The organism is Pseudomonas sp. Sample_9 (assembly GCF_004307535.1).
In the GTDB taxonomy this organism is placed as follows: Bacteria; Pseudomonadota; Gammaproteobacteria; order Pseudomonadales; family Pseudomonadaceae; genus Aquipseudomonas; species Aquipseudomonas mercuritolerans.
The window spans coordinates 26,499-51,567 of record NZ_RAZO01000149.1; the positions used below are offsets into that span (position 1 = coordinate 26,499).

The following is a 25,069-nucleotide window of genomic DNA, read 5'->3' on the forward strand; positions in this document are numbered from 1 at the left end:
TTGATTTGGCCCAGACGCATGTCATGGGCATTCTCAATGTCACTCCTGATTCCTTCTCCGACGGCGGCCGCTTCAGCCAGCTCGATGCGGCCCTGCGCCACGCCGAAGCCATGGTGCTGGCAGGTGCGACGCTGATTGATGTCGGCGGCGAATCGACCCGGCCGGGTGCGCGGGCTGTTTCTCCTCTGGAAGAACTTGAACGCGTCGCCCCCATTGTCGAGCTGATCAATCGCGAGCTGGATGTCATCATCTCGGTCGATACCTCAACGCCGGCTGTCATGCGCGAAACTGCGCGGCTCGGTGCCGGATTGATCAACGACGTGCGTTCGCTCCGTCGCGATGGTGCGCTGGATGCGGCAGCGGCAACCGGCTTGCCCGTCTGCCTCATGCATATGCTCGGCGAGCCGGGCGATATGCAGGATAATCCGCAGTATCAGGATGTCACCCGCGAGGTCGCTGAGTTTCTCGCCGAGCGCATGGATCAATGTGTGCAGGCGGGCATTCCTGCCGAGCGGATCATTCTCGATCCAGGCTTCGGCTTCGCCAAAACCCTGCAGCACAATCTAAGCTTGTTCAAGCACATGGAGGCCCTGCATGCGCTGGGTCGCCCCCTGCTGGTAGGTGTTTCGCGCAAGAGTATGATTGGCCACGCTTTGAAACGTCCCGTGGGCGAGCGCCTGCATGGGGGCTTGGCGCTGGCGGCGCTGGCGTCAGTTAAAGGCGCGCGTATATTGCGCGTTCACGATGTGGCGGAAACCGTTGATGTGGTGCGGATGATCGCGGCCGTGGAATCAGCCGAATAAGAATGATGGAGCACTTATGAGCAAGAAATATTTTGGTACCGACGGCATTCGCGGTCGCGTTGGTGAATACCCGATCACGCCTGACTTCATGCTCAAGCTCGGTTGGGCGGCTGGCATGGCATTCCGCAAGATGGGTGCCTGCAAGGTGCTGGTCGGCAAGGACACGCGGATCTCCGGCTATATGTTCGAATCGGCGCTGGAAGCCGGGCTGACCTCGGCGGGTGCCGATGTGATGCTGCTCGGCCCGATGCCGACGCCCGCCATTGCCTATCTGTCGCGCACCTTCCAGGCCGAAGCCGGCATCGTCATCAGTGCATCGCACAACCCGCATGACGACAACGGCATCAAGTTCTTCTCCGGTAAAGGCACCAAGCTGCCCGATGAATTGGAACTGATGATTGAAGAATTGCTCGATACGCCGATGACCGTCGTCGAGTCGAGCAAGATCGGCAAAGTGTCGCGAATCAATGACGCATCGGGTCGCTACATCGAGTTCTGCAAAAGCAGCGTGCCTACCGGGACCAATTTTGCCGGTCTGAAAATCGTCATCGACTGTGCCCACGGTGCTACCTATAAGGTCGCGCCGAGCGTCTTCCGTGAGCTGGGTGCCGAAGTTGTCGTGCTGTCTGCTCAGCCGAACGGGTTGAACATCAACGATAACTGCGGTTCCACGCATATGGAGCCGTTGCAGGCTGCCGTTCTTGCTGAGCATGCCGACCTGGGTATCGCTTTTGATGGTGATGGCGATCGGGTACTGATGGTCGATCACACCGGTGCCATCGTTGATGGTGACGATCTGCTGTTCATCATTGCCCGCGATCTGCATGAGCGCGGCAAGTTGCAGGGGGGCGTCGTCGGTACGTTGATGAGCAATCTTGGTCTCGAGCTGGCCCTGGCGGATCTTTCGATCCCGTTCGTTCGTGCCAATGTCGGTGACCGCTACGTGATCGCCGAACTGCAAGAGCGCAATTGGCTGGTAGGTGGGGAAAACTCCGGGCATGTGGTGTGCTTCAATCACACCACCACGGGCGACGCCATCATTGCGGCCTTGCAAGTGTTGATGGCTCTGAAATCCCGCAACGAAGGTTTGGCACAAACGCGCCAGGCGTTGCGCAAGTGCCCTCAGGTGCTGATCAACGTTCGCTTTGGCGGCGGAGAAAGTCCGCTGGAGCATCCGGCTGTCAAGGAAGCCAGTGCCCGTGTCACCCAGGCGATGGCGGGGCGCGGTCGTGTGCTTCTGCGCAAGTCCGGCACAGAGCCTCTGGTGCGCGTCATGGTCGAAGGCGAGGACGAAAACCAGGTTCGCGGCTATGCCGAAGAGCTGGCAAAACTGGTAACCGAAGTTTCTGCCTGATACGGCTTGCAAGCCATGATTGTGTTGGGTAACATCTGCGCCCACTTTGACCGACGAGGTACAGCATGCGTCGCCCTATGGTAGCTGGTAACTGGAAGATGCACGGTACCCGCGCCAGCGTCGCTGAGCTGATCAACGGCCTTCGTCATCTGGCCTTGCCAAGCGGTGTTGATGTCGCGGTGTTCCCGCCTTGCCTGTATATCAATCAAGTGATTGATGGCTTGAAAGGCAAGTCGATTTCGGTCGGCGCGCAGAATTCTGCGGTGGAAGCCATGCAAGGTGCGTTGACTGGTGAGATTGCTCCCAGCCAACTGGTGGATGCAGGTTGTTCCCTGGTGCTTGTCGGGCACTCCGAACGCCGCCAGATTATGGGCGAGCGAGACGGGATGCTGAATCGCAAGTTCGCAGCGGCACAGGCATGTGGCTTGATTCCGGTGTTGTGTGTAGGGGAAACCCTCGAGCAGCGCGAAGCCGGAAAAACTCTTGAAGTTGTCGGGCGTCAGCTGGGCAGCATCATCGAGGAGCTGGGTGTCGGTGCCTTTGCCAAGGCAGTGATTGCATACGAGCCGGTCTGGGCCATTGGTACCGGGCTGACTGCAACGCCGCAACAGGCTCAGGATGTGCATAAAGCCATTCGCGAGCAGTTGGCGGCAGAGAATTCTGAAGTCGCACGAGGTGTGCGGCTTCTATACGGCGGCAGCGTGAAGGCGGCCAATGCGGTCGAACTGTTCGGCATGCCGGATATCGATGGGGGGCTCATTGGTGGAGCTTCCCTGAATGCAGATGAGTTCGGTGCGATCTGTCGCGCCGCGGGAAACTGAAAAAATGCTGGAAACAGTCGTAGTCGTTTTTCATCTGCTGGGTGCATTGGGCGTAGTTGCTCTGGTTTTGCTGCAGCAGGGTAAGGGTGCGGATGCTGGCGCGTCTTTCGGAGCAGGTGCTTCAAATACTGTGTTCGGAAGCCAAGGTTCCTCTACCTTTCTTAGTAAGTTTACTGCTATACTTGCCGCCGGTTTCTTCATAACCAGCTTGGGGTTAGGTTACTTTGCTAAAGAGAAAGCTCATCAGCTGACTCAAGCAGGGCTTCCAGATCCAGCAGTGTTGGAAGTACATAAGCAACAACCGGCTTCTGATGATGTCCCGGTGCTTCAAGAGCAAAAGTCGGCTACTCCAGCGACTGACGTGCCTCCAGCTCAAGAGCAGAAGTAAGAAGAGTTTCAAACGTAGTATTGCCGAGGTGGTGGAATTGGTAGACACGCAACCTTGAGGTGGTTGTGCCCATAGGGTGTAGGGGTTCGAGTCCCCTTCTCGGTACCAATTAGTCAGGAGAGCCCGCTGTTGCGGGCTTTCTTGCAGGTGGAAGGTTACATTGACCCTAAAAGGGATCGGTCGTATACTTCCGCCCCAGCTTTGTCGCGGGGTGGAGCAGTCTGGTAGCTCGTCGGGCTCATAACCCGAAGGTCGTCGGTTCAAATCCGGCCCCCGCAACCAGTTTAAGGAGCCCCTTTTAAGGGGCTTTTTGTTAGCTGGATACTTTCAACGCCGCTGTTCGACGGCGTTTCAAGGATGGGCGTTATGCCCATTTTTTTATTTTGCAAAGCATGCACATATCATGCACTAGGGGGTTCAGGTGTCGAGCAAGCTAGAAGAGTTGCAGGCCTTGCTGGCCCCGGTGGTCGTGGCCCTGGGCTATGAATGCTGGGGTATCGAGTTTTCGGCTCAGGGTCGTCACTCTATGTTGCGCGTTTATATCGATAAGGAGGGTGGCGTGCTGGTGGACGATTGCGCCATTGTCAGCCGTCAGATCAGCGGTGTTCTGGATGTTGAAGATCCTATCTCCGTTGAGTACACCCTTGAAGTTTCCTCGCCTGGCATGGAGCGCCCGCTGTTCACTCTTGAGCAGTTTGCCAAATTTGCCGGTGAACAAGTGAAGATCAAGCTGCGCTCGCCTTTCGAAGGTCGACGCAACTTTCAGGGCCTTCTGCGCGGTGTAGAAGAGCAGGACGTCGTGGTGCAGGTAGAAGACCACGAGTTCCTGTTGCCGATCGATATGATCGACAAGGCCAACATTATTCCCAGTTTTGACTGAGACGCGGATCCCGCGGATCCAATGGCTTGCGAAAGGCGAGGCGTACGATGAGCAAAGAAGTACTGCTGGTTGTTGAGTCGGTATCCAATGAAAAGGGTGTACCGGCAAGCGTAATTTTTGAAGCGCTGGAGCTGGCTCTGGCCACTGCTACCAAAAAGCGTTTTGAAGACGAAGTGGACCTGCGTGTGGAAATCAACCGCCACACCGGTTCCTACGAAACCTTCCGTCGCTGGACGGTCGTCGAAGAGAATGATCTCGACGATCCGGCCATCGAGACCTGGCCAAGCAAGGTTGCCGAAACGCATCCTGGTGCCAAGGTCGGTGACGTCGTCGAAGAGAAAATCGAATCCATCGAGTTCGGCCGCATCGCTGCACAGACTGCCAAGCAGGTCATCGTGCAGAAAGTTCGCGAAGCCGAGCGTGCTCAAGTGGTCGACGCCTATCGCGAGCGCCTGGGAGAAATCATCTCCGGCACCGTGAAAAAAGTTACCCGCGACAACGTGATCGTCGATCTGGGCAACAATGCCGAAGCATTGCTGGCCCGTGAAGACATCATTTCTCGCGAAACCTTCCGTGTCGGCGTGCGTCTGCGTGCGCTGCTCAAGGAAATCCGCACCGAGAACCGCGGCCCGCAGCTGATCCTGTCGCGTACCGCGCCGGAAATGCTGATCGAGCTGTTCCGTATCGAAGTGCCGGAAATCGCCGAAGGCCTCATCGAGGTCATGGCCGCCTCCCGTGATCCGGGTTCGCGTGCCAAGATCGCCGTCCGCTCCAAGGACAAGCGCATCGACCCGCAAGGTGCCTGCATCGGTATGCGCGGTTCGCGCGTCCAGGCGGTATCGGGTGAGTTGGGCGGTGAGCGTGTTGATATCGTGCTGTGGGACGACAACCCGGCCCAGTTCGTGATCAACGCCATGTCCCCGGCCGAGGTTGCGGCAATTATCGTTGACGAAGATGCCCATGCCATGGACATCGCCGTTGGCGCAGACAATCTGGCTCAGGCCATCGGTCGCGGTGGTCAGAACGTGCGTCTGGCCAGCCAGTTGACTGGCTGGACCCTGAACGTGATGACCGAATCGGACATCCAGGCTAAGCAGCAAGCAGAAACCGGCGACATCCTGCGCAACTTCATCGACGAGCTGGAAGTCGACGAAGAACTGGCTCAGGTGCTGGTAGATGAAGGCTTCACCAGCCTGGAAGAGATTGCCTACGTACCGGTGGAGGAAATGCTCAACATCGACGGCTTTGACGAGGACATCGTCAACGAGCTTCGTGCTCGCGCCAAGGATCGCTTGTTGACCAAAGCCATCGCTACTGAGGAAAAGCTGGCAGACGCCCATCCGGCCGAAGACCTGCTCTCGCTTGAGGGTATGGACAAGGATTTGGCGATGGAACTGGCGGTGCGCGGCGTAATTACCCGCGAAGACCTGGCCGAGCAGTCTATTGACGACCTGCTCGACATCGACGGCATTGACGATGATCGTGCCGGCAAGTTGATCATGGCCGCCCGAGCCCACTGGTTCGAGTAATTAGGCGCGGCCTGAGGAGAGAAGTGCATGACGCAAGTCACGGTGAAACAACTGGCCGATGAGGTCAAAACACCGGTAGAGCGCCTGTTGCAGCAGATGCGTGAGGCAGGTCTGCCGCACACCGCCGCCGACGAAAATGTGACTGACAGTGAGAAGCAATCCCTGCTGACTCACTTGAAGAGCAGTCACAAGGCGAAAGTGGAAGAACCACGCAAGATCACGCTGCAGCGTAAAACCACCAGCACCCTGCGTGTGGCTGGTAGCAAGAGCATCAGCGTTGAAGTTCGCAAGAAGAAAGTTTTCGTACAGCGCAGCCCGGAAGAAATCGAAGCCGAGCGCAAGCGTGAACTGGATGAGCGTCGCGCAGTAGAGAATGCTGCCCGTCAGAAGGCTGAAGAAGAAGCCAAGCAGCGCGCCGAAGAAGAAGCGCGTCGCCAGCCTGCTGCTGCGCAAACCGCTGCCAGCGACGCCGTTGCGGCGCCGGCTGCCGCTGCCGAACCTGTTCGCGAAAGCGCACCGGTGGCTGCTGCTCCTGCTCCATCGGCTGACGTTCGCAACAAGCAGAACGAACAGCGCCGTCCGGACAAGCCACGTGCCGACGACAACAATCGTCGCAGCGGTGGTGGTGATGGCGAGCGCAAAAACGCTCCGCATCGCGCATCGGTCAAGGAAAAAGCCCCGGCGCCACGTGTGGCGCCACGCACTACCGACGAAGAAAGCGATGGCTTCCGTCGTGGTGGTCGCGGCAAGGCCAAGCTGAAGAAGCGCAACGCCCACGGTTTCCAGAGCCCGACCGGCCCTGTCGTGCGTGATGTGCAGATCGGCGAGACCATCACGGTTGGCGATCTGGCCAACCAGATGTCGGTCAAAGCGGCTGAAATCATCAAGTTCATGTTCAAACTGGGTACCCCAGCGACCATCAACCAGGTGCTTGATCAGGAAACTGCTCAACTGGTAGCCGAAGAACTGGGCCACAAAGTGACCCTGGTCAGCGACACCGCTCTGGAAGATTCCCTGGCCGAGTCCCTGAAGTTTGAAGGTGAGTCGTTCTCCCGTGCACCAGTCGTGACCGTAATGGGCCACGTTGACCACGGTAAGACTTCCCTGCTCGACTACATCCGTCGTGCCAAGGTAGCTGCTGGCGAAGCCGGCGGTATCACCCAGCACATCGGTGCATACCACGTTGAGACTGATCGCGGCATGGTCACTTTCCTCGACACTCCGGGTCACGCTGCATTTACCGCAATGCGGGCCCGTGGTGCCAAGGCGACCGACATCGTGATCCTCGTGGTTGCAGCGGACGACGGCGTGATGCCGCAAACCATCGAAGCCGTTCAGCATGCTCAGGCAGCTGGCGTGCCGCTGGTGGTTGCAGTGAACAAGATCGACAAGCCGGGCGCCGATCTCGATCGCATCCGCAGCGAGCTGTCGGTTCACGGCGTGACTTCCGAAGACTGGGGTGGCGACACACCATTCGTTCCGGTTTCGGCGAAGATGGGTACTGGCGTGGACGAGCTGCTTGAAGCCGTTCTGCTGCAGGCCGAAGTTCTCGAACTGAAAGCTACTCCGTCGGCTCCTGGCCGTGGTGTGGTGGTTGAATCGCGTCTCGACAAGGGTCGTGGCCCGGTGGCAACCGTGCTGGTTCAGGACGGTACGCTGCGTCAAGGCGACATGGTCCTGGTCGGTTCGAACTACGGCCGTGTACGTGCCATGCTCGACGAGAACGGCAAGCCAATCAAGGAAGCCGGTCCATCCATCCCTGTCGAGATCCTCGGCCTGGACGGTACCCCGGACGCTGGCGACGAGATGAGCGTGGTTGCCGACGAGAAGAAAGCCCGTGAAGTGGCTCTGTTCCGTCAAGGCAAGTTCCGCGAAGTCAAACTGGCTCGCGCTCATGCCGGCAAGCTGGAAAACATCTTCGAAAACATGGGTCAGGCCGAGAAGAAGACGCTCAACATCGTCCTCAAATCCGACGTCCGTGGTTCGCTGGAAGCGTTGAACGGTGCCTTGAATGGCCTGGGCAACGACGAAGTACAAGTGCGCGTCGTGGGTGGCGGTGTCGGTGGTATCACCGAATCCGACGCCAACCTGGCACTGGCTTCCAACGCTGTACTGTTCGGCTTCAACGTGCGTGCCGATGCCGGCGCTCGCAAGATCGTCGAGCAGGAAGGTCTGGATATGCGTTACTACAACGTGATCTACGACATCATCGAAGACGTCAAGAAAGCCCTGACCGGCATGCTCGGCAGCGATGTTCGCGAGAACATCCTGGGTGTGGCCGAAGTGCGTGACGTGTTCCGTTCGCCGAAGTTTGGCGCGATCGCCGGTTGCATGGTGATCGAAGGTGTCGTGCACCGTAACCGTCCGATCCGTGTACTGCGTGAAGACATCGTTATCTTCGAAGGCGAGCTGGAATCCCTGCGCCGCTTCAAGGATGACGCTTCCGAAGTGCGTGCCGGCATGGAATGCGGTATCGGCGTGAAGAGCTACAACGACGTCAAAGTCGGCGACAAGATCGAAGTCTTCGAGAAGGTTCAGGTTGCTCGCAGCCTCTGACTCGCGCACTTCAAGGGCCACGATGGGCCGTAGCATGCAAATGCACGGCACAGCGTCCGGACTCTAAACGCAACGCCCGGTCTGGCTTTTGTCAGGCCGGGCGTTTGCCGCTTTCAGACCTTGCGGGTTTCACCGCTGGGCAGTAACAGGTAACAAATCATGGCAAAAGAATACAGCCGTACCCAACGTATCGGCGATCAGATGCAGCGCGAGCTGGCGCAACTGATCCGTCGCGAAGTCAAAGACCCGCGCGTCGGCCTGGTCACCATCACTGCTGTGGAAGTGTCCCGTGACGTTGGTCACGCGAAGATTTTCATCACCGTGATGGGCCAGGACAACGCTGAAGACATCGCGCAAAGCATCAAGGTGCTCAATGCCGCCGCAGGCTTCCTGCGTATGCAGCTGGCTCGCGAAATGAAGCTGCGCAGCGTGCCGCAATTGCACTTCCACTACGACGAATCCGTCGTGCGTGGCGCGCATCTGTCGGCGCTGATCGAGCGCGCCGTGGCTGAAGACAATCAGCACGTTGCCGCTCCTGCACCTGAAGACACCAAGGAGTAATTCGGTGGCTCAGGTCAAACGTATCCGTCGTAACGTCAGCGGCATCATCCTGCTCGACAAACCGTTGGGGTTCACCTCCAACGCCGCGTTGCAGAAGGTGCGCTGGCTGCTCAATGCCGAGAAGGCCGGGCACACCGGCAGCCTCGATCCGTTGGCCACCGGCGTGTTGCCGCTGTGCTTCGGCGAGGCGACCAAGTTCTCGCAATACCTGCTCGATTCCGACAAGGGCTACGAGACCCTGGCGCAACTGGGCAAGACCACCACCACGGCCGATGCCGAAGGCGAGGTTTTGCAGGAGCGTCCGGTGACCGTTGGTCGCGCCGATGTCGAAGCGGTTCTGCCGAAATTTCGTGGGCAAATCAGTCAGATACCGCCGATGTACTCGGCACTCAAGCGTGATGGCCAGCCGCTGTACAAACTGGCACGTGCAGGCGAAGTAGTGGAGCGCGAACCGCGTTCTGTTACTATTGCGCGCTTGGAATTGCTGGCCTTCGAAGGCGATACTGCGCGGCTTGCGGTGGACTGCAGCAAAGGCACCTATATTCGCACCCTGGTGGAGGATATCGGTGAGCAACTCGGTTGTGGTGCGTACGTCGCAGAATTGCGCCGGACCCAGGCCGGGCCTTTCACCCTGGCGCAGACCGTGACCCTCGAAGAGCTGGAAGCGGTACATGCCGAAGGCGGCAACGAAGCGGTCGATCGCTTCCTGATGCCATCGGACAGCGGCCTGCAGGATTGGCCGTTGCTGCACTTTTCCGAAGCGAGCGCGTTCTACTGGCTCAACGGCCAGCCGGTACGTGCCCCGGATGCACCGAAGTTCGGCATGGTGCGGGTACAGGATCACAATGGTCGCTTCATCGGTATCGGTGAAGTGAGCGAAGACGGGCGCATCGCGCCGCGTCGCTTGATTCGGTCAGAATGACCGGAACCGGTCTGCGTTAAGCGGGCCGGCGAGTGTGGCTGTTAACAGGCATGGTCACTACTCATTTATAGATACAGGGATTTGTCCCTGGCCTGTTGAAGCTGTTTCCCTGAAACAGTTTCCTGATAAGGAAGGATTGCCTCATGGCTCTCGACGTTCAAGAAAAAGCTCAAATCGTTGCTGACTACCAGCAAGCTGTTGGTGACACTGGTTCGCCAGAAGTGCAGGTTGCACTGCTGACCGCCAACATCAACAAACTGCAAGGTCACTTCAAGGCCAACGGTAAAGATCACCACTCCCGTCGTGGTCTGATCCGCATGGTTAACCAGCGTCGCAAGCTGCTGGACTACCTGAAAGGCAAGGACGTAAGCCGGTACGCCGCGCTGATCGCTCGCCTGGGTCTGCGTCGCTAATCAGCGATTGCGCTATGAGGTTGGTGGTCTGTCGGGCGTCAGCGGTTTTCCGCTGGCGCCTTGCAGGCTCCCAGCCTCAAGTTTTATCTGCAGCATGGCTTTACCTGTAGCACCCGGACAATTGCCATCGGGCCGATTCCCGAGATTGCCCAAGAATTCGCAAGAAACCGTTTCCCCCAAGAGCCACAAAGAAGGTAGGACACCGTGAACCCGGTAATCAAAAAATTCCAGTTCGGTCAATCGACCGTTACCCTCGAGACAGGCCGTATCGCCCGTCAGGCCTCCGGCGCAGTATTGGTCACCGTTGACGACGACGTCAGCGTGTTGGTGACTGTTGTCGGTGCAAAGCAAGCCGATCCTGGCAAGGGCTTCTTCCCTCTGTCCGTGCACTACCAGGAAAAGACTTACGCCGCCGGTAAGATCCCTGGCGGTTTCTTCAAGCGTGAAGGCCGTCCTTCCGAGAAAGAAACCCTGACTTCCCGACTGATCGACCGTCCGATCCGTCCGCTGTTCCCAGAAGGCTTCATGAACGAAGTGCAGGTTGTCTGCACCGTCGTTTCCACCAGCAAGAAGACCGATCCGGACATCGCTGCGATGATCGGTACCTCGGCTGCCCTGGCCATTTCCGGCATTCCGTTCGACGGCCCAATCGGCGCCGCTCGCGTGGCTTTCCACGAAAGCACCGGCTACCTGCTGAACCCGACTTACGAGCAGCAAGCCGCTTCGAGCCTGGACATGGTCGTTGCCGGTACTTCCGACGCCGTGCTCATGGTTGAATCGGAAGCCAAAGAACTGACCGAAGACCAGATGCTGGGCGCGGTACTGTTCGCTCACGACGAATTCCAGGTTGTGATCAACGCTGTGAAGGAACTGGCTGCCGAAGCCGCCAAGCCAACCTGGAACTGGGCTCCTGCGCCAGAAGCCACCGAGCTGCTGGGCGCGATCCGTGCCGAGTTCGGCGAAGCGATCTCCCAGGCTTACACCATCACCATCAAGGCCGACCGTTACGCTCGCCTGGGTGAGCTGAAGGACCAGGTGGTTGCCAAGCTGTCCGGGGAAGAAGGCCAGCCAAGCGCTGCTGAAGTCAAAGCCGCTTTCGGCGAAATCGAATACCGCACTGTTCGCGAAAACATCGTTAACGGCAAGCCACGTATCGACGGCCGCGACACCAAGACTGTACGTCCGCTGAACATCGAAGTCGGCGTTCTGCCGAAGACTCACGGTTCGGCACTGTTCACCCGTGGCGAAACCCAGGCACTGGTTGTTGCAACACTGGGCACCGCCCGTGACGCGCAACTGCTGGACACCCTGGAAGGCGAAAAGAAAGACCCGTTCATGCTGCACTACAACTTCCCGCCGTTCTCGGTAGGCGAGTGTGGTCGCATGGGTGGCGCCGGTCGTCGCGAAATCGGTCACGGCCGTCTGGCCCGTCGTTCGGTTTCGGCCATGCTGCCAGCCGCTGACGTGTTCCCGTACACCATCCGCGTGGTGTCGGAAATCACCGAATCCAACGGTTCGAGCTCGATGGCTTCCGTGTGCGGTGCTTCCCTGGCACTGATGGACGCTGGTGTACCGATGAAGGCACCGGTGGCCGGTATCGCTATGGGTCTGGTTAAAGAAGGCGAGAAGTTCGCCGTTCTGACCGACATCCTCGGCGACGAAGATCACCTGGGCGACATGGACTTCAAGGTAGCCGGTACCGCCAAAGGCGTGACTGCGCTGCAGATGGACATCAAGATCAAGGGCATCACCGAAGAGATCATGGAAATCGCTCTGGGCCAGGCCCTCGAAGCGCGCCTGAACATCCTCGGCCAGATGAACCAGATCATTGGCCAGTCGCGTACCGAACTGTCGGCCAACGCTCCGACCATGATCGCGATGAAGATCGACACCGACAAGATCCGTGACGTTATCGGCAAAGGTGGCGCGACCATCCGTGCGATCTGCGAAGAAACCAAGGCTTCGATCGACATCGAAGACGACGGCTCGATCAAGATCTTCGGCGAAACCAAGGATGCCGCAGAAGCAGCGCGCCAGCGCGTTCTGAGCATCACTGCAGAAGCCGAGATCGGCAAGATCTACGTCGGCAAGGTTGAGCGCATCGTCGACTTCGGCGCGTTCGTCAACATCCTGCCGGGCAAGGACGGTCTGGTGCACATCTCGATGCTGAGCGACGCTCGCGTAGAGAAAGTCACCGACATCCTGAAAGAAGGCCAGGAAGTGGAAGTGCTGGTACTGGACGTGGACAACCGCGGCCGTATCAAGCTGTCCATCAAAGACGTGGCAGCTGCCAAGGCTTCGGGCGTTTAATCACCCCAACGCTTTAGCGCAATGAAGATGCCCCCGCCGTGCAAACGGCGGGGGCATTTTTTTATCTGAAATAAGGAAATTGTGTAGTTCTCAAAAGAAAACCATCAGGCAACCCACAAATTTGCCGCAGCCCCAGTCCGGTGCTAGGTTTAGCCCACTGCCCGTGTAGCTCAGCCGGTAGAGCAGCGCACTCGTAACGCGAAGGTCGCAGGTTCGATTCCTGTCTCGGGCACCAACTGTACTTCTCCCTCGTTCGGGGAGTTTCGCAATTTGCCAAAAAAGGCCGCTGGTAGCGGCCTTTCCTTTTGCGTGCCTTTCGCTGCTGCGCGCTTTGATACGGGCGGCAGTGTCCTGACGTAAAGCCGGCAGGCACGCTTCACCGTGGTGCCGGAGTTGTGAAAGTTGATCAGTAGTTGGGGCCAAGGAGGGAGGTCAGCACCACTTCAGCCAGAATCCGGTGACCGAAGTCGTTCGGATGATTCAGCCCGTTTCCGGTGACGTCCAGATAGTTTTTCCTGGACATCATCATGTCCCACGTCGACGTCATGTCGGCTACCGCCACAGAAGGGTTTTGCTTGGCCAGCTGTTTCAGCACCGGCAAATATCCTGTGATGTTCGAGCGCTTTTGAGTGAAGGTCAACGGGTTCGCCCGTAGTGGGGACACCAGAAGAATCGGCACTCTTGGCTGTTTGGCTCGAATGGCGGTAATCAGGGTTTGCATGTTTTTCCTGTATTCGTCAGGTGCGAATACGCCGCCGTCGTTCATCCCGAACGCCAACACAATCAGGTCCGACTTTTTATCGTTGACGCGATATTCAACGGCCGACACGGCGTTGATAGAACTCCAGCCACCGACTGCGTTATTGCGCGACTCGAACATCGACGGGTATTTGTTATTCAAATACGCCATCACAAGGCCTGTGTAACCAGGTTGATTGGGTGCGGCGTAGATGCTGGTTGCGTTGGCACCGGCGGTGATGGAGTCGCCGAAAAAGGTGATGGAAAGAGGAACAGCCCCGACAGCCTTCCTGAAGCCGCCTAAGCTTCCGATAGCGTTGGGTGTGAATGTTTCCCTCTTGTCATAAGTGATTGCGTATTGAAAGTCCTGGAACCCTGTGGCGACTCGAACGCCATAATTTTTCCGATCGCTATCATTTGTGTCCTGTGAATACCCACGAGGCGCCCGCTTGATGGCGCTGCCAAGTGTCAGCTTTATCCCTTCTTTCGTCGGTATGTAGTCCACCATAGGCTTGAACACTTGACCGTTCGCGGGGTTGTAGACCATACGGACTTTCATGGGGGCAAACATTGTGCGGACAAAGCTGGAGCGGCCTTCCTCTGTGTAAAAGGTTTCGCCGAAAACAGTAGTCCCAGTCAGGACATGCTTGTCAGTGTGGAACTTGCTGACGACCGCAGCCCCGCAGTCAAGATTGTTGCAGGACTGGAAGCTTTCCTCGATAGGAACGCCATCCGGGCCATTTGCAGCATTAGCGGAGCTGACGATAACCAGCAACAAGGAGGTCAGGAGGTAACGCATTTAGGTTTTGCTCGCGTGTATTTTCTAATTGCCGTGTTCAGCGGCTTTTCAATAAAGAGGTGAGCGGAAATGCCGGCTACGTGGCACACCAACAGGTAGCAAGCCAGATAGATCCAGATGTTGACAGTTTGATCCAGTCCGGCGCGCATCCAGAAGAACAGGAACAGTGGCGCAACGAATCCATGGACCAGATACAGGCTGTAGGAGGCATCTCCGAGCAGGCCAAACATCTTCGATTCTTTGGTTTCCCGTTCAAGGCTCAGCGCTGCCCAGACAAGAAGGAATGCAGGCATGCCCCAGGCAACCGGGCGATAAAGCAAGCCGGGGATTTTGAGCAGCCCGTTGTGCTCTACAAACAGGAACAGCGGTATTGCCAGAACAGCAACCGCAATGGCCACGCTTCTGGGCATCAGTGTGCCGCCCGAAACCAGGCGGTAAAGGAAGATGCCGAGCATGAACTCGACAATCATCGGATTTGCGAATGTCGTCGCCACCGCGCCAACTTGCGGGTTGGAAACGAGCAGCATGGCAGCGAAGAAGAAAACGACCAGGCCCACTTCCAGTGTCGCCAGTGTCTGCGCGCGGAACAGCAGCACGACGGCAATGGCGGTGTAAAACATGAACTCGACTTGCAGTGTCCATCCGATGCCGAGAATCGGAGGTCGCGTCCAGTGAGTGAATGTCAGCGTTTGCACATACCAGGCCCAGTCCATTTTTGAGCCGTTGAAGAAATAAGCCAGGTCGTTGGTGACGTTGTCGATTTTACCGTTCATGACCAGCCATGAAACGAGCACCACCACACTGATGGTGAAACAGTACATCGGCCATATCCGGGTAATCCGGCGCCACATGAAGCTTGCCGGTCCCATCAACGCTACCGCGTCTTTCCTGTACAGGCCGCCGTACAGAATGAAGGGCATGATGAAACCACTGATAATGAAGAAGATGTCAACACCGAAACCGCCGAGGTTTGTCACGCTCGAGGGGACGCCGTAAATCTGCAGGTTTGCGTGGGCGCAAACGACGAGAAACGCCGCGATAAAGCGCAGGTATTGAATGTTTTTTATCATACGTCCACTGCTATAGAAGGTTGCGTGAAGGCCGGAGAGGGGGCAGAGTCTAAACGGCTTGTTACCTTCCTGCTATTGGCAGCGAAGCGTTATAAGTGCATTCATTGGTACACCCGATTCAACGTTGGGTCATGGCATCCAATGTCTGCAATCACTCGCGGGCATTATAGGGCTGCTGTCTTGAGCGCCCGGTTGTTGTTTTTATCCGCGCAGTCATGTTCCGCAGGTCAGCTTTTTGTCCGAGAGATGTAAAGAGCCGTGTAATTCGTCATGCAAACGTCCTATATTCGGTGCCTGCATGAGCATCGCTTAGCAGTTTTCAGATGATCCCGAATGGTTCCGAAGGCCGGCCAGTCCGCGTCAGAGAGATCCTTGATGATCCACATCCATCCTCCATTCCCAAGATCAGCGAGAACCCCATGACTGAATTGACCCAAGAGCAACGCCACGAACAAGCGCTGGAAAAATACCTTCTGGATGTGCCGGACCTGAAGGTCGAGATCAAGGACCTGAGTCCCGATGATCAGAAAGACCAGATCCAGTGGGCCTTCGAAGACGAAGCCGAAGCGCAGGGCTTGCAGCCGTGGGAGCTGACGCTCAAGTACACCAGCACACCGGAGGAGTTCGAGGCGCAGCGCCTCGTGCTGCACAAGGAAGCGGCTGAAGTATTGGGTGTCGAGTGGGACGAGTACTGCGAGATGAACAATCTCGTCGTATAAAAGCAGCTATTAGTTTCGAGCGGCAAGCTGCAAGTCAAAGCAAAAGCGCTGTGGCTTGCAGCTTGTAGCTCGAAGCTTGCCGCTGCTGTCAGAGACTGAGTCTCATCGACAGGTCCACCGCTTTGACATCCTTGGTCATCGCACCGATCGAAATGTAATCCACGCCCGTTTCGGCGATCGGCAGCAGCGTGCTTTCGTTGATGCCGCCGCTGGCTTCCAGTTTGGCTTTGCCGGCGGTCAGGCGTACCGCTTCGCGCATGTCGTCCAGGCTCAGTTCGTCGAGCATGATGATGTCGGCGCCGGCTTCCAGCGCTTGCTGCAACTCCTCAAGACTTTCCACTTCGATTTCCACCGGTTTGCCCGGGGCGATCTTGTGCGCGGCGGCCACGGCTTCGGCGATGCCACCGCTGGCGGCGATGTGGTTTTCCTTGATCAGGAACGCGTCGTACAGACCGATGCGGTGGTTGTGGCAGCCGCCGCAGGTCACTGCGTATTTCTGTGCCAGACGCAGGCCGGGCAGGGTTTTGCGGGTGTCGAGCAACTTGACCTGCGTCTCGCCGACGAAGTCTGCCAAATACTGCGCGCGCGTCGCCACGCCGGACAGCAACTGCAGGAAGTTCAGCGCGCTGCGTTCACCGGTCAGCAGTGAGCGCGCCGGGCCTTCCAGATGAAACAGAGGCTGATTGGCTTTGACCCGCTGGCCGTCGACCACTTGCCAATGCACCGCTACACGCGGATCGAGCTGGCGAAACACCGCATCGACCCACGCGGTGCCGCAGATGACGGCGTCGTCACGGGTGATGATGGTGGCTTTGGCCAGGCGTTCGGCCGGGATCAGTTGCGCGGTGATGTCGCCGCTGCCGACGTCTTCGAGCAACGCACGGCGCACGTTGTTTTCGATTTCGGCGGTCAGATCGGCGAGACGTAGATTCGGCATAACGGACTCCACAAACAAAGTGGTTCGATTATAGGGGCAGGGCGCGAGCCAACCCAAGGCGAGAACGCGCGTGCCTGACGCATCTGGTCGATTTTTCTGAGCCGAGTGCGTGGGCGTGGCGTATAGGGGAAACCCTGAGGCCTATAGCATCGTCGACATCTTTTGCCAGATAATCCGCCTTGTATTTGACGTCATGGCTTTGACGAACGACTCCGCTGGGGCAGTGTCGAAAGCGACGAACCGAATCACCGTTCCAGGAGGCTTGGATGCGCAACGACGGGAAAGTGGTGCCTTTGCACCGGGCGACTTCCGATCTGGCGGACCACTCGCCGCTTGCCCGCTTGCCGGTGATTCTGTTGCAGGTTCGCGACAAGGCGGCGCAGCAGCTGCGCCACGATTTGCAGGAGCTGTTCGATAACGCCGACGACACGCTGTTCGAAATGGCTGATCGGGCGCGCAACGACGTCGATCAGAACATCTTTTTCGAAGCCATGCGCGACCTGCGCCTCAAGCGCAAGAACATCGAGCGCGGCTTTCTTGAACTGTTCTTTGAGGCTTTCGCCAGCCTTACCCAATACGATCCCGCCGCCAACACCCTGCCACGCACGCCGGTGGTCGAAGAATCGGCGCCGCGCACCGATGCCATGGAGCGCACCGTGGCCGTGCAGACCATGGTCAGTCGCGTGCTCAAGCGCGACGGCTTCGCTCTCGATCAACTGACTGCACGCTTCAGCTCCATGCTCGGCAAGCGTCTGGACGATCAGCACAACCCGCTGAGTCCGGCGATGCTCTGCGAATATTTCCTGCAGGCCGGGCGTAACCTCGGCGTCGAGATCAAGGTCAAGCTAATCCTGCTCAAGCTGTTCGAACGCTATGTGCTGGCTGACACTGAGCAGCTGTATGGCGAGGCCAATCAGCTGTTGCTCGCCACCGGCGTGTTGCCACATCTGAAGCCCGCCGTGGCTCGTCGCATGGTCGAGCCTGCGGACAGCGACACATTGATTGAAGATCTCGACGAGTCGCCGCCAGCGGACGAAGGCGTCGAGGAAGTATTCGCGGCGATGCAGCAATTGCTCGCCCAGGTGCGTGGCCGCGTCACACCCACACTGGAACCCGGCGCCCCGGCGCACCCGATCAATACCCGTGATCTGCTGCGCTTGTTGTCGCACTTGCAGCAATACGTACCGGCGCTCGAGGCTCAGGAAGATTTCGATCTGCGCCATCAGCTCGAGCAGCTGCTGACCCGGGTCAGCGTCAGAAGCGGCCGCTCCCGTGTCGTCGCGCCCGCAGACGAAGATGTGATCAACCTGATCGCCATGGTCTTTGACTGCATCCTCGATGATCGCAACCTGCCTGACGCGCTCAAGGCGCTGATCGGCCGATTGCAGATTCCGATGCTCAAGGTCGCCGTGCTCGACAAGAGTTTCTTCAGCCGCAGCACGCACCCGGCGCGGCGCCTGCTCAACGAAATCGCCGAGGCCGCAATGGGCTGGAGCGATTTTGACGGCGCTGAGCGGGACAGCCTCTACGTGCGCATCGAGCAAGTGGTGCAACGCTTGCTGAGTGATTTTGTCGATGACCCGGCGATCTTCTCCGAACTGCTCGCCGACTTCCTCGCCTTCACTCAGGAAGAACGCCGTCGCACTGAACTGCTCGAACAACGCTTGCGCGATGCCGAGGAAGGCCGGGCGAAGGCCGAGCTGGCTCAGCATCGCGTTGCGCAGGCGTTGCAACAGGCGCTGCTGGGCAAAGTGCTGCCGGCGACGGTGGTGAGTTTCGTCCAGCAGGCCTGGAGCAAAGTGCTGTTGCTGACCTGCCTCAAGCACGGTGATCAGTCCGCCGAATGGCACGCCGATGTGCAGACCATGGAACAGTTGGTCTGGAGCGTGCAGCGCCATGACGACGGCGAATCCAGCCTGCGCCTGCTGGCACTGGTCCCGGGTTTGCTCAAGTCGCTGCGCGATGGCCTCAGCAGCACGGCTTTCGACCCGTTTGCCACCAGCGAATTTTTCAGCGAGCTGGAGGCTCTGCACGTGCGCGTACTGGAGCGTTCCGACGAAGCCGAGCACAGCGTTACGCCGCTGATCGAAGTCACGCCCGAGGTCTTGCAGCACAGCGCCGGCCAGGCAGCAGCCACCCCGGCGCCGCGCCTGGCGCAAGACGCTGCCGGCCTGTCTCAGGTCGAGCAGTTGCGTGTGGGCCACTGGGTGGTGTTCGACGCAGACGACGAACAGACCTTGCGTTGCAAACTCGCCGCGATCATCGAAGAGACCGGCAAATATGTCTTCGTCGACCGCACCGGGACGAAAGTGCTGGAGCACAGCCGCACCGACCTCGCCTTGGCTTTCAGCCGTGGCGCCGCGCGTGCGCTGGATGACACCTTGCTGTTCGACCGCGCACTGGAATCGGTGCTGGGCGACCTGCGGCAACTCAATCGCGGCAAGTGATCGCGCGCCGGGTGCGGATCGCGGCATACTGGGCGCCCACATGGTCGGCGTTGAAGGAATCGGTATGCAGTTGGATCCCGCGAGCGGGTGGTGTCATGGCGTGCAGATCTGCCCGTCGCCCAACTTCAATGAGCGCCCGGCGGGCGAAGTGTCGCTGTTGGTCATCCACAACATCAGCCTGCCGCCGGCGCAATTCGCCACGGGCAAGGTTCAGGAATTTTTCCAGAATCGTCTGGATGTCACCGAACACCCGTACTTTGCAGGCATCGCTGACCTGCGCGTCTCGGCGCATTTCCTGATCGAACGTGACGGCAAGGTCACCCAGTTTGTCTCGTGTCTTGCGCGGGCGTGGCATGCCGGCGTTTCGCTGTTCGAAGGCCGCGAAACCTGTAACGATTTTTCCGTGGGCATCGAGCTGGAAGGCACCGATGATCTGCCGTTTACCGACGAACAGTATCGGGCGCTGACGGCGCTGACCCGGCAGTTGCAGAAACGCTTTCCGGCGATCACCGACCAGCGTATCTGCGGCCACAGCGATATCGCTCCGGGGCGCAAGACCGATCCGGGACCGGCATTCGACTGGGCACGCTACCGTGCGGCCCTGGCAAAAGAGGAAGGACAATGAGTTTTCTGGTGTTACTGCTGGCGGTGTGGATCGAGAAATTTTCGGCCCTGCGCCATCGGCTTCAACGCGACGGCGGATGGATCCGCGAACTGCACAAACTCGAAAACAGCAAACGGCTGGCCAGGCAACCGTGGCTGGTGCTGACGATTCTGGTGCTGTGCCCGGTGGCGTTGCTGGCGCTGTTGCTGCTGGTGCTCGAACCGGTGGCGTACGGTCTGCTGGCGCTGCCGGTGCATTTGCTGGTGGTGATTTACAGCCTCGGACGCGGCGATCTGCTCGGCGGCCTCGGGCCGTTCCGCGATGCCTGGCGCCGTGAGGATCTGCAAGCGGCGGCCCACGTGGCCAAGCGCGACCTGGACATCTGCGCCGACAGCGGCGAGCAATTGCTCGAGCAAGTGCAGGGGCATCTGCTGTGGCAGGCCTACCAGAGTTTCTTTGCGGTGATCTTCTGGTATTTCCTCCTCGGCCCGGTGGCGGCATTGGCTTATCGCCTGTTGGCGCTGGCCGAAGAGCACGGCAGCAATCCGGCGCTGGTCGAGCGTGCTGCGCAATTGCGTCACGCTTTCGATTGGGTGCCGGTGCGTTTGCTGGCGGCGAGCCTGGCTCTGGTCGGCAACTTCGTCGCGGTCAGCCGGGTGATGCTGCATGAGCTGCTGAACTGGAACATCAGCGCTGCGCAGTTGATCAACAAGGTCGGCCTGGCCGCCGGGGAAATCCCACCGCCAGTGGTCGGCCCGGACGGCATCAACACCCTCGATTGCCTGTGGGAACTGCTGCTGCGTGCGGCGGTGCTGTGGTATGCCGGGTTTGCCTTGTGGACGGTTCTGGTTCACTGATTACAGCAAGATCAAAAGATCGTCCGATCGCGGCCCGAGCCTTCGGCAGCTCCTACATGGGATCGCATTTCCCTGTAGGAGCTGCAGGCTGCGATCTTTTCGCTTTTGACTGGGGCGATCACTGCATTGCCATTAACCTTAAGTTACAAAACCTCCCGCCGATTTACGCTATACAGAGATAGCGCCCGATAGTGGCTATCTGCTGTCGTCCCGCGCCTGCCAATAAAAACAAGAATAACCAAGGGAGACTTCCAGTGAAGAGCTTGCTCTATCCCGCCGTCTCGCTGATGAACCGTCTGAGCTTCGGCATGAAGTTCAGCCTGATCAGCGTGCTGTTCCTGGTGCCGATGCTGGTGACCAATTTCTATCTGGTGCGCGATTCCTATCGTGAATTTCAGGGCACCCGCGTCGAACTGCAAAGCCTCGACCTGTTGGGCAGCAGCCTGAGCCTGCGCCGGGATCTGGAGACCTTGAACAATCTGGTGCAGATCGACGTCACCCTCGGCCAGTCCGGCAAGGCCGGCAATGTCGAAGCGCAGATCCAGACGCTGGAGCAGGCTGTGCTCGCGCGCCTCGAAGGGCTGACGGCGATGACCGAGGATCCCGAACAGATCAGGCAATTCGAGGCCAAGCGCGATGAAATGTTCGCCGCGTTCAAGGCCCAGCAGGCGGAGAGCTCGCTGCAAAGCAAAAGCGCGTTGATCGGCAAGTTGCTGGCCAGTGCGCAGATTTTCAGCCAGATCATCACCAGTCAGGCCGGGTTGAGCCGCGACAACCAGAGCGACATTCGTCAGCTCAGCGAACTGGTGACGCTGATTACCCCCAGCGTCACGCAAACCCTCGGCGAAGGCCGAGCGATGGGTGCGTATTCGTTGGGCCAGGGCTTTCTCAACAGTTCCTCCAGCACGCGTTTTGACGAGTTGCTGGTGCAGATCGAGAAACTCCAGGCCGAGTACGCCCTGAAACTGCAGGACGCCCTCGGCTCCAGCAACGCCGCACGCGAATCCCTCAGTGCCCAGGCCGACAGCAGCAAGGCTTCGCTCAAACAGGCCAGCGAGCTATTCGAAGAGCAAGTGGTGATGGCCGACACCCTCGATGCGCCGTGGCAGGGGTTTTACGATGAGGTCACCGGGCTGATGGAACACACCTACCAGCTCAATCTGGCCACGCTGAAATTCCTCGACAGCCAGTTGCAGCAGCGTCTGGCGCAGAACCGCACGCACATGATTCTGCAAGCCTCGGCGCTGTCGGTGGTGTTTGTGCTGATTTTCTATCTTTATGGCGGTTTCTACGCCTCGACCCGCACCACCCTGAAAAGCCTGGGGGCGATGATGGACAAGGTTGCGGCCGGTGACATGACTGTCAACTTCAAGGCCAGCAGCCGCGATGAACTGGGCGAGTTGGGCGAGGTGTTCAACGGCACGGTGAAGAAGATTCACGACCTGATCGAGCGCGTCGGTCATACCGTCGGCGAGGTCGAACGTCAGGCCGGGCAGGTGGAAAGCGTGTCGGCACAGAGCAATCAGGCCGTGGCCGGGCAGCGTACGCAGATCGAACAAGTTGCGACGGCGATGAACCAGATGTCGGCGACTTCAATGGAAGTCGCTCGCAGCGCCGCCGCTGCGGTGAGCAGCGCCCACAGCGTCAACGATGAGACCCTGAGCGGTCGCGGTCTGGTGGAGTCGCAGCAGAGCAGCATTGCCGCGCTGGCCAGCGAAATCGATCAGTCGGTGCTGGTGATCAATCAACTGGCCAGCGACAGCCAGTCGATCAGCCGTGTGCTTGAGGTGATCAAGAGCATCGCCGAACAGACCAACCTGCTGGCGCTCAACGCCGCGATTGAAGCGGCCCGGGCCGGCGAGCAGGGGCGCGGTTTTGCCGTGGTCGCCGACGAAGTGCGCACCTTGGCCAAGCGCACCCAGCAATCGACCGAGGAGATCGAGCAGATGATTGCCAAACTGCATGGCGGCGTCGGCGCGGCGGTGAAGGCCATGGGCGTCAGCCATCAAATGGCCAATGGCACGGTGGGCCAGTCGGAAAAAGTCCAGCAGGCGCTGGAAAACATTCTTGGCGCGGTGGGCATGATCGTCGACCAGAACCAGCAGATCGCCGCTGCCGTCGAACAGCAGACCGCCGTGGCCCATGACATCGACCAGAACATCGTCGAAATCAACCGCGCTGGCGAACGCACAGCGCAAGGTGCGCACCAGACCGAAGATGCCAGCCGCGCGCTGTCGGCGCAGGTGGTTGAGCTCAAACAACTGATCAGCGCGTTTCGTGTCTGAGCCTGACACCGTCCCCCCGTAGGAGCTGACGAGTGCAACGAGGCTGCGATCTTTTGACTTTGCCTCTGAAGATCAAAAGATCGCAGCCTCGTTGCACTCGTCAGCTCCTACACGGGTACGTGTTACCAGCCGAAGACTTCGCAGCAGTTGGCGGTGCTGGCGTTGGCCAGTTGTTCAGGCGTGATATTCATCAGCTCGGCCAGCGCCGCACAAATCGCCGGCAGATGCGCCGGGCTGTTGCGCTGGCCGGGGAACATGGCGGGGGCCATGTCCGGTGAGTCGGTTTCCAGCACCACCGATTGCAGCGGCAGTTCCGGCAGCACCCGATGCATGCGCAATGCCTGCGGCCAGGTCGGTGCGCCGCCGAGGCCCAGTTTGAAACCAAGCTTGATGTATTCCCGCGCTTCCTCGCGACTGCCGGCGAAAGCGTGGATGATGCCGGCGCGTTTGAGCTTGAAGCGTTTGAGCGTGGCGATCACCGCTGCGTGGCTGCGGCGTACGTGGATCAGCGCCGGCAACTCGAAATCCGCCGCCAGTTGAAGCTGCGCTTCGAACAACGCTTGCTGGCGTTCGCGATCCAGGGTTTCGATGAAGTAATCCAGACCGATCTCGCCCACCGCGCATAACTGCCGATGCCCGCGCAACCGCGTCAGCCAGTCACCCAGCGCATGCAAATCCTCGGGGCGATGCTGATCGAGAAACACCGGGTGCAATCCGAACGCCGCGTACAGGTCGGCATCGCTCTGCACCAGATCCCAGACCCGTTGCCAGTTGCCCTGATGCACGCCCAGCACGACGATGCGCCGCACGCCGAGAGCGCGGCTTTCGGCCAGCAGCGCCGCGCGATCGGCGTCGAAATCGGGGAAGTCGAGGTGGGTGTGGCTGTCGATCAGCTCCACGATTCAGTCCCGATGAATACGCTGCTTGAAGGTCCGCGCAATGGCTTGCACACCCGGTTGGTAGTCGTCCTGCTCCACGGCGGCCAGCGCCAGTTCCAGGGCCTTGTCGGCGATCAACTGGTGTTGCTGGGACATGGCATTGACCGGCAGCGGCAGGAAATCCAGCAACTGCGTGTCGCCGAAGGTGCCGAGGCGCAGCGGCCGTGATTTCAACGGGAAATCATGCAGCGCATCGAACACGCCTTGCAGCAGCACGTAGGAAGTGGTCACCAGCGCGTCAGGCAAATGCCCCAGACGCTGCAGGAGTTCTTCCATCAATTGCTTGCCGCACTCGCGGCTGAACGACTCGGCGTGCTCGACCAGCACCTCGCCTTTGAAATCGTTGAGCGCTGCGCGGAAACCGGCGGCACGTTCCTGGCTGATGCTCAGCTCCGGGCGGGCGCCGAGGAGCACGATCTGCTTGGGCTGCGGATCGAGCAGGCTCTGGGTCAGGTGCAGGCTGGCCTCGCGGTCGTCGCTGATCACCGAGCAGAAATGCTCCGGCTCCATGACCCGGTCGATGGCGATGATCGGCAGACCCTTGGCCTGCAACTGGCGGTAGCTGTCATCGCCGGCCGGCAGGCAACTGGCGACGATCAGCGCATCGCAGCGACGGGCACGGAACAGTTGCAGCAACTGCCGCTCGCTGTCCGGCGCATCGTCGGAGCTGGCAATCAACAGTTGATAGCCGCGAGCCCGCGCTCCTTGCTCGAGCAATTTGGCGATGCGCGCGTAACTGGGGTTTTCCAGATCCGGCAGGATAAAACCCAGGGTGCGCGTGTGCCGACTGCGCAGGCCGGCCGCTTGCGGATTAGGCGTGAAGCCATGCAGATCGACCACCGCGCGCACGCGCTCGACGGTCGCGTTGCTGATGCGTTGCTGTTCGGCCTTGCCGTTGATGACGTAGCTGGCGGTGGTGACGGAGACGCCGGCCAACCGCGCGATATCACTGAGTTTCAACCCGGTATTTCCTTGTTTTTTCGAGCATGCCGCGACATTTTCGCCAATCCTACCCGATAAGGGCAGCCGACTTATTGCCTACGCGCTTCCGACAAGTTGGACTTCAAGGATGAGACATTATCGAGTAACGTGCCGATCAATCTAGATTAAACGTTTCAGCAAGCGTATTTTCTACGTT

At 59.1% G+C, this 25,069-nt stretch carries 21 protein-coding genes and 3 tRNA genes; 19 read left to right on the forward strand and 5 right to left on the reverse strand.

Translation table 11 applies throughout. The features are described from left to right. The 14 genes from folP to D6877_RS07575 all read left to right on the forward strand — a co-directional run. Positions 1-803 (forward strand): dihydropteroate synthase (gene folP / locus D6877_RS07505; protein WP_241662870.1); only part of this gene is annotated, 803 nt, incomplete at its 5' end. A gap of 16 nt (positions 804-819) precedes the next feature. Beyond that, complete coding sequence (glmM, locus tag D6877_RS07510) at positions 820-2,157, forward strand: phosphoglucosamine mutase (protein ID WP_130910361.1); 1,338 nt, start codon at positions 820-822, stop codon at positions 2,155-2,157. A gap of 65 nt (positions 2,158-2,222) precedes the next feature. Then, positions 2,223-2,978, forward strand: a complete 756-nt coding sequence (tpiA, locus tag D6877_RS07515; protein WP_007915248.1) for a triose-phosphate isomerase — start codon at positions 2,223-2,225, stop codon at positions 2,976-2,978. Between the two features lie 4 nt (positions 2,979-2,982). Then, complete coding sequence (gene secG / locus D6877_RS07520) at positions 2,983-3,366, forward strand: preprotein translocase subunit SecG (protein WP_130910362.1); 384 nt, start codon at positions 2,983-2,985, stop codon at positions 3,364-3,366. A gap of 22 nt (positions 3,367-3,388) precedes the next feature. After that, positions 3,389-3,474: transfer RNA gene (locus D6877_RS07525), tRNA-Leu, on the forward strand. Between the two features lie 97 nt (positions 3,475-3,571). Beyond that, a tRNA-Met gene (locus tag D6877_RS07530) sits at positions 3,572-3,648 on the forward strand. A 139-nt stretch (positions 3,649-3,787) separates the two neighbouring features. Then, a complete protein-coding gene (rimP, locus tag D6877_RS07535) occupies positions 3,788-4,246 on the forward strand; it encodes a ribosome maturation factor RimP (RefSeq protein WP_007973115.1) in 459 nt (152 codons plus the stop codon). Positions 4,247-4,293: 47 nt separating this feature from the next. Further along, positions 4,294-5,775 (forward strand): transcription termination factor NusA, encoded by a 1,482-nt coding sequence (gene nusA / locus D6877_RS07540; RefSeq protein ID WP_024011569.1) that lies wholly within the window; start codon positions 4,294-4,296, stop codon positions 5,773-5,775. A 27-nt stretch (positions 5,776-5,802) separates the two neighbouring features. Beyond that, the gene (infB, locus tag D6877_RS07545) at positions 5,803-8,331 is read left to right on the forward strand and encodes a translation initiation factor IF-2 (protein WP_024011570.1); all 2,529 of its coding nucleotides are present in this window, start codon (positions 5,803-5,805) and stop codon (positions 8,329-8,331) included. 159 nt (positions 8,332-8,490) lie between these two features. Continuing rightward, positions 8,491-8,892, forward strand: coding sequence for a 30S ribosome-binding factor RbfA (gene rbfA, locus D6877_RS07550; protein ID WP_016771753.1), 402 nt, complete (start codon positions 8,491-8,493; stop codon positions 8,890-8,892). 4 nt (positions 8,893-8,896) lie between these two features. Beyond that, positions 8,897-9,814: a tRNA pseudouridine(55) synthase TruB gene (gene truB, locus D6877_RS07555; protein WP_024011571.1), complete on the forward strand. Its 918-nt coding sequence runs from the start codon at positions 8,897-8,899 to the stop codon at positions 9,812-9,814. A gap of 143 nt (positions 9,815-9,957) precedes the next feature. After that, a complete protein-coding gene (rpsO, locus tag D6877_RS07560; protein ID WP_016771751.1) occupies positions 9,958-10,227 on the forward strand; it encodes a 30S ribosomal protein S15 in 270 nt (89 codons plus the stop codon). Between the two features lie 204 nt (positions 10,228-10,431). Continuing rightward, positions 10,432-12,537, forward strand: a complete 2,106-nt coding sequence (gene pnp / locus D6877_RS07570; RefSeq protein WP_024011572.1) for a polyribonucleotide nucleotidyltransferase — start codon at positions 10,432-10,434, stop codon at positions 12,535-12,537. A 159-nt stretch (positions 12,538-12,696) separates the two neighbouring features. Beyond that, positions 12,697-12,772: transfer RNA gene (locus D6877_RS07575), tRNA-Thr, on the forward strand. Between the two features lie 171 nt (positions 12,773-12,943). Here the strand turns inward: D6877_RS07575 and D6877_RS07580 are convergent. Together D6877_RS07580 and D6877_RS07585 are read right to left on the reverse strand one after the other, a co-directional pair. After that, the gene (locus D6877_RS07580; RefSeq protein WP_130910363.1) at positions 12,944-14,074 is read right to left on the reverse strand and encodes an SGNH/GDSL hydrolase family protein; all 1,131 of its coding nucleotides are present in this window, start codon (positions 14,072-14,074) and stop codon (positions 12,944-12,946) included. After that, positions 14,059-15,144, reverse strand: a complete 1,086-nt coding sequence (locus D6877_RS07585) for an acyltransferase (RefSeq protein ID WP_130910364.1) — start codon at positions 15,142-15,144, stop codon at positions 14,059-14,061. The genes D6877_RS07580 and D6877_RS07585 overlap by 16 nt, the downstream gene beginning before the upstream one ends. Before the next feature lie 419 nt (positions 15,145-15,563). Here D6877_RS07585 and D6877_RS07590 point away from each other — a divergent pair, with 419 nt between their 5' ends. After that, positions 15,564-15,863 (forward strand): DUF6388 family protein, encoded by a 300-nt coding sequence (locus D6877_RS07590; protein WP_130910365.1) that lies wholly within the window; start codon positions 15,564-15,566, stop codon positions 15,861-15,863. Between the two features lie 88 nt (positions 15,864-15,951). On the opposite strand, the gene nadC is transcribed toward D6877_RS07590, so the two are convergent. Next, entirely contained in the window at positions 15,952-16,800 is an 849-nt protein-coding gene (gene nadC, locus D6877_RS07595) for a carboxylating nicotinate-nucleotide diphosphorylase (protein ID WP_065615757.1), read from the reverse strand. A gap of 266 nt (positions 16,801-17,066) precedes the next feature. Here nadC and D6877_RS07600 point away from each other — a divergent pair, with 266 nt between their 5' ends. The 4 genes from D6877_RS07600 (at position 17,067) to D6877_RS07615 (ending at position 22,993) form a co-directional block, all read left to right on the forward strand. Next, on the forward strand, positions 17,067-19,247 hold the full coding sequence (locus tag D6877_RS07600; protein ID WP_130910366.1) for a DUF1631 domain-containing protein: 2,181 nt from the start codon (positions 17,067-17,069) through the stop codon (positions 19,245-19,247). A 64-nt stretch (positions 19,248-19,311) separates the two neighbouring features. After that, positions 19,312-19,872: a 1,6-anhydro-N-acetylmuramyl-L-alanine amidase AmpD gene (ampD, locus tag D6877_RS07605; protein ID WP_130910367.1), complete on the forward strand. Its 561-nt coding sequence runs from the start codon at positions 19,312-19,314 to the stop codon at positions 19,870-19,872. After that, positions 19,869-20,708: a regulatory signaling modulator protein AmpE gene (gene ampE / locus D6877_RS07610; RefSeq protein ID WP_130910368.1), complete on the forward strand. Its 840-nt coding sequence runs from the start codon at positions 19,869-19,871 to the stop codon at positions 20,706-20,708. The genes ampD and ampE overlap by 4 nt, the downstream gene beginning before the upstream one ends. A gap of 254 nt (positions 20,709-20,962) precedes the next feature. Next, positions 20,963-22,993: a methyl-accepting chemotaxis protein gene (locus D6877_RS07615; protein WP_130910369.1), complete on the forward strand. Its 2,031-nt coding sequence runs from the start codon at positions 20,963-20,965 to the stop codon at positions 22,991-22,993. Positions 22,994-23,115: 122 nt separating this feature from the next. Here the strand turns inward: D6877_RS07615 and D6877_RS07620 are convergent, their stop codons facing one another. Together D6877_RS07620 and cra are read right to left on the reverse strand one after the other, a co-directional pair. After that, a complete protein-coding gene (locus tag D6877_RS07620; RefSeq protein WP_130910370.1) occupies positions 23,116-23,892 on the reverse strand; it encodes a TatD family hydrolase in 777 nt (258 codons plus the stop codon). A 3-nt stretch (positions 23,893-23,895) separates the two neighbouring features. After that, entirely contained in the window at positions 23,896-24,891 is a 996-nt protein-coding gene (gene cra, locus D6877_RS07625) for a catabolite repressor/activator (RefSeq protein WP_024011578.1), read from the reverse strand. Positions 24,892-25,069 lie beyond the last annotated feature (178 nt).

Bases quoted from the DNA above. Each gene is read 5' to 3' on its own strand.
- tpiA (WP_007915248.1), top strand. From the start codon at position 2,223: ATGCGTCGCCCTATGGTAGCTGGTAACTGGAAGATGCACGGTACCCGC.
- nadC (WP_065615757.1), bottom strand. From the start codon at position 16,800: ATGCCGAATCTACGTCTCGCCGATCTGACCGCCGAAATCGAAAACAAC.
- D6877_RS07580 (WP_130910363.1), bottom strand. From the start codon at position 14,074: ATGCGTTACCTCCTGACCTCCTTGTTGCTGGTTATCGTCAGCTCCGCT.
- D6877_RS07585 (WP_130910364.1), bottom strand. From the start codon at position 15,144: ATGATAAAAAACATTCAATACCTGCGCTTTATCGCGGCGTTTCTCGTC.
- D6877_RS07590 (WP_130910365.1), top strand. From the start codon at position 15,564: ATGACTGAATTGACCCAAGAGCAACGCCACGAACAAGCGCTGGAAAAA.
- nusA (WP_024011569.1), top strand. From the start codon at position 4,294: ATGAGCAAAGAAGTACTGCTGGTTGTTGAGTCGGTATCCAATGAAAAG.
- glmM (WP_130910361.1), top strand. From the start codon at position 820: ATGAGCAAGAAATATTTTGGTACCGACGGCATTCGCGGTCGCGTTGGT.
- rpsO (WP_016771751.1), top strand. From the start codon at position 9,958: ATGGCTCTCGACGTTCAAGAAAAAGCTCAAATCGTTGCTGACTACCAG.
- secG (WP_130910362.1), top strand. From the start codon at position 2,983: ATGCTGGAAACAGTCGTAGTCGTTTTTCATCTGCTGGGTGCATTGGGC.
- ampD (WP_130910367.1), top strand. From the start codon at position 19,312: ATGCAGTTGGATCCCGCGAGCGGGTGGTGTCATGGCGTGCAGATCTGC.
- infB (WP_024011570.1), top strand. From the start codon at position 5,803: ATGACGCAAGTCACGGTGAAACAACTGGCCGATGAGGTCAAAACACCG.
- D6877_RS07600 (WP_130910366.1), top strand. From the start codon at position 17,067: ATGCGCAACGACGGGAAAGTGGTGCCTTTGCACCGGGCGACTTCCGAT.
- rbfA (WP_016771753.1), top strand. From the start codon at position 8,491: ATGGCAAAAGAATACAGCCGTACCCAACGTATCGGCGATCAGATGCAG.
- ampE (WP_130910368.1), top strand. From the start codon at position 19,869: ATGAGTTTTCTGGTGTTACTGCTGGCGGTGTGGATCGAGAAATTTTCG.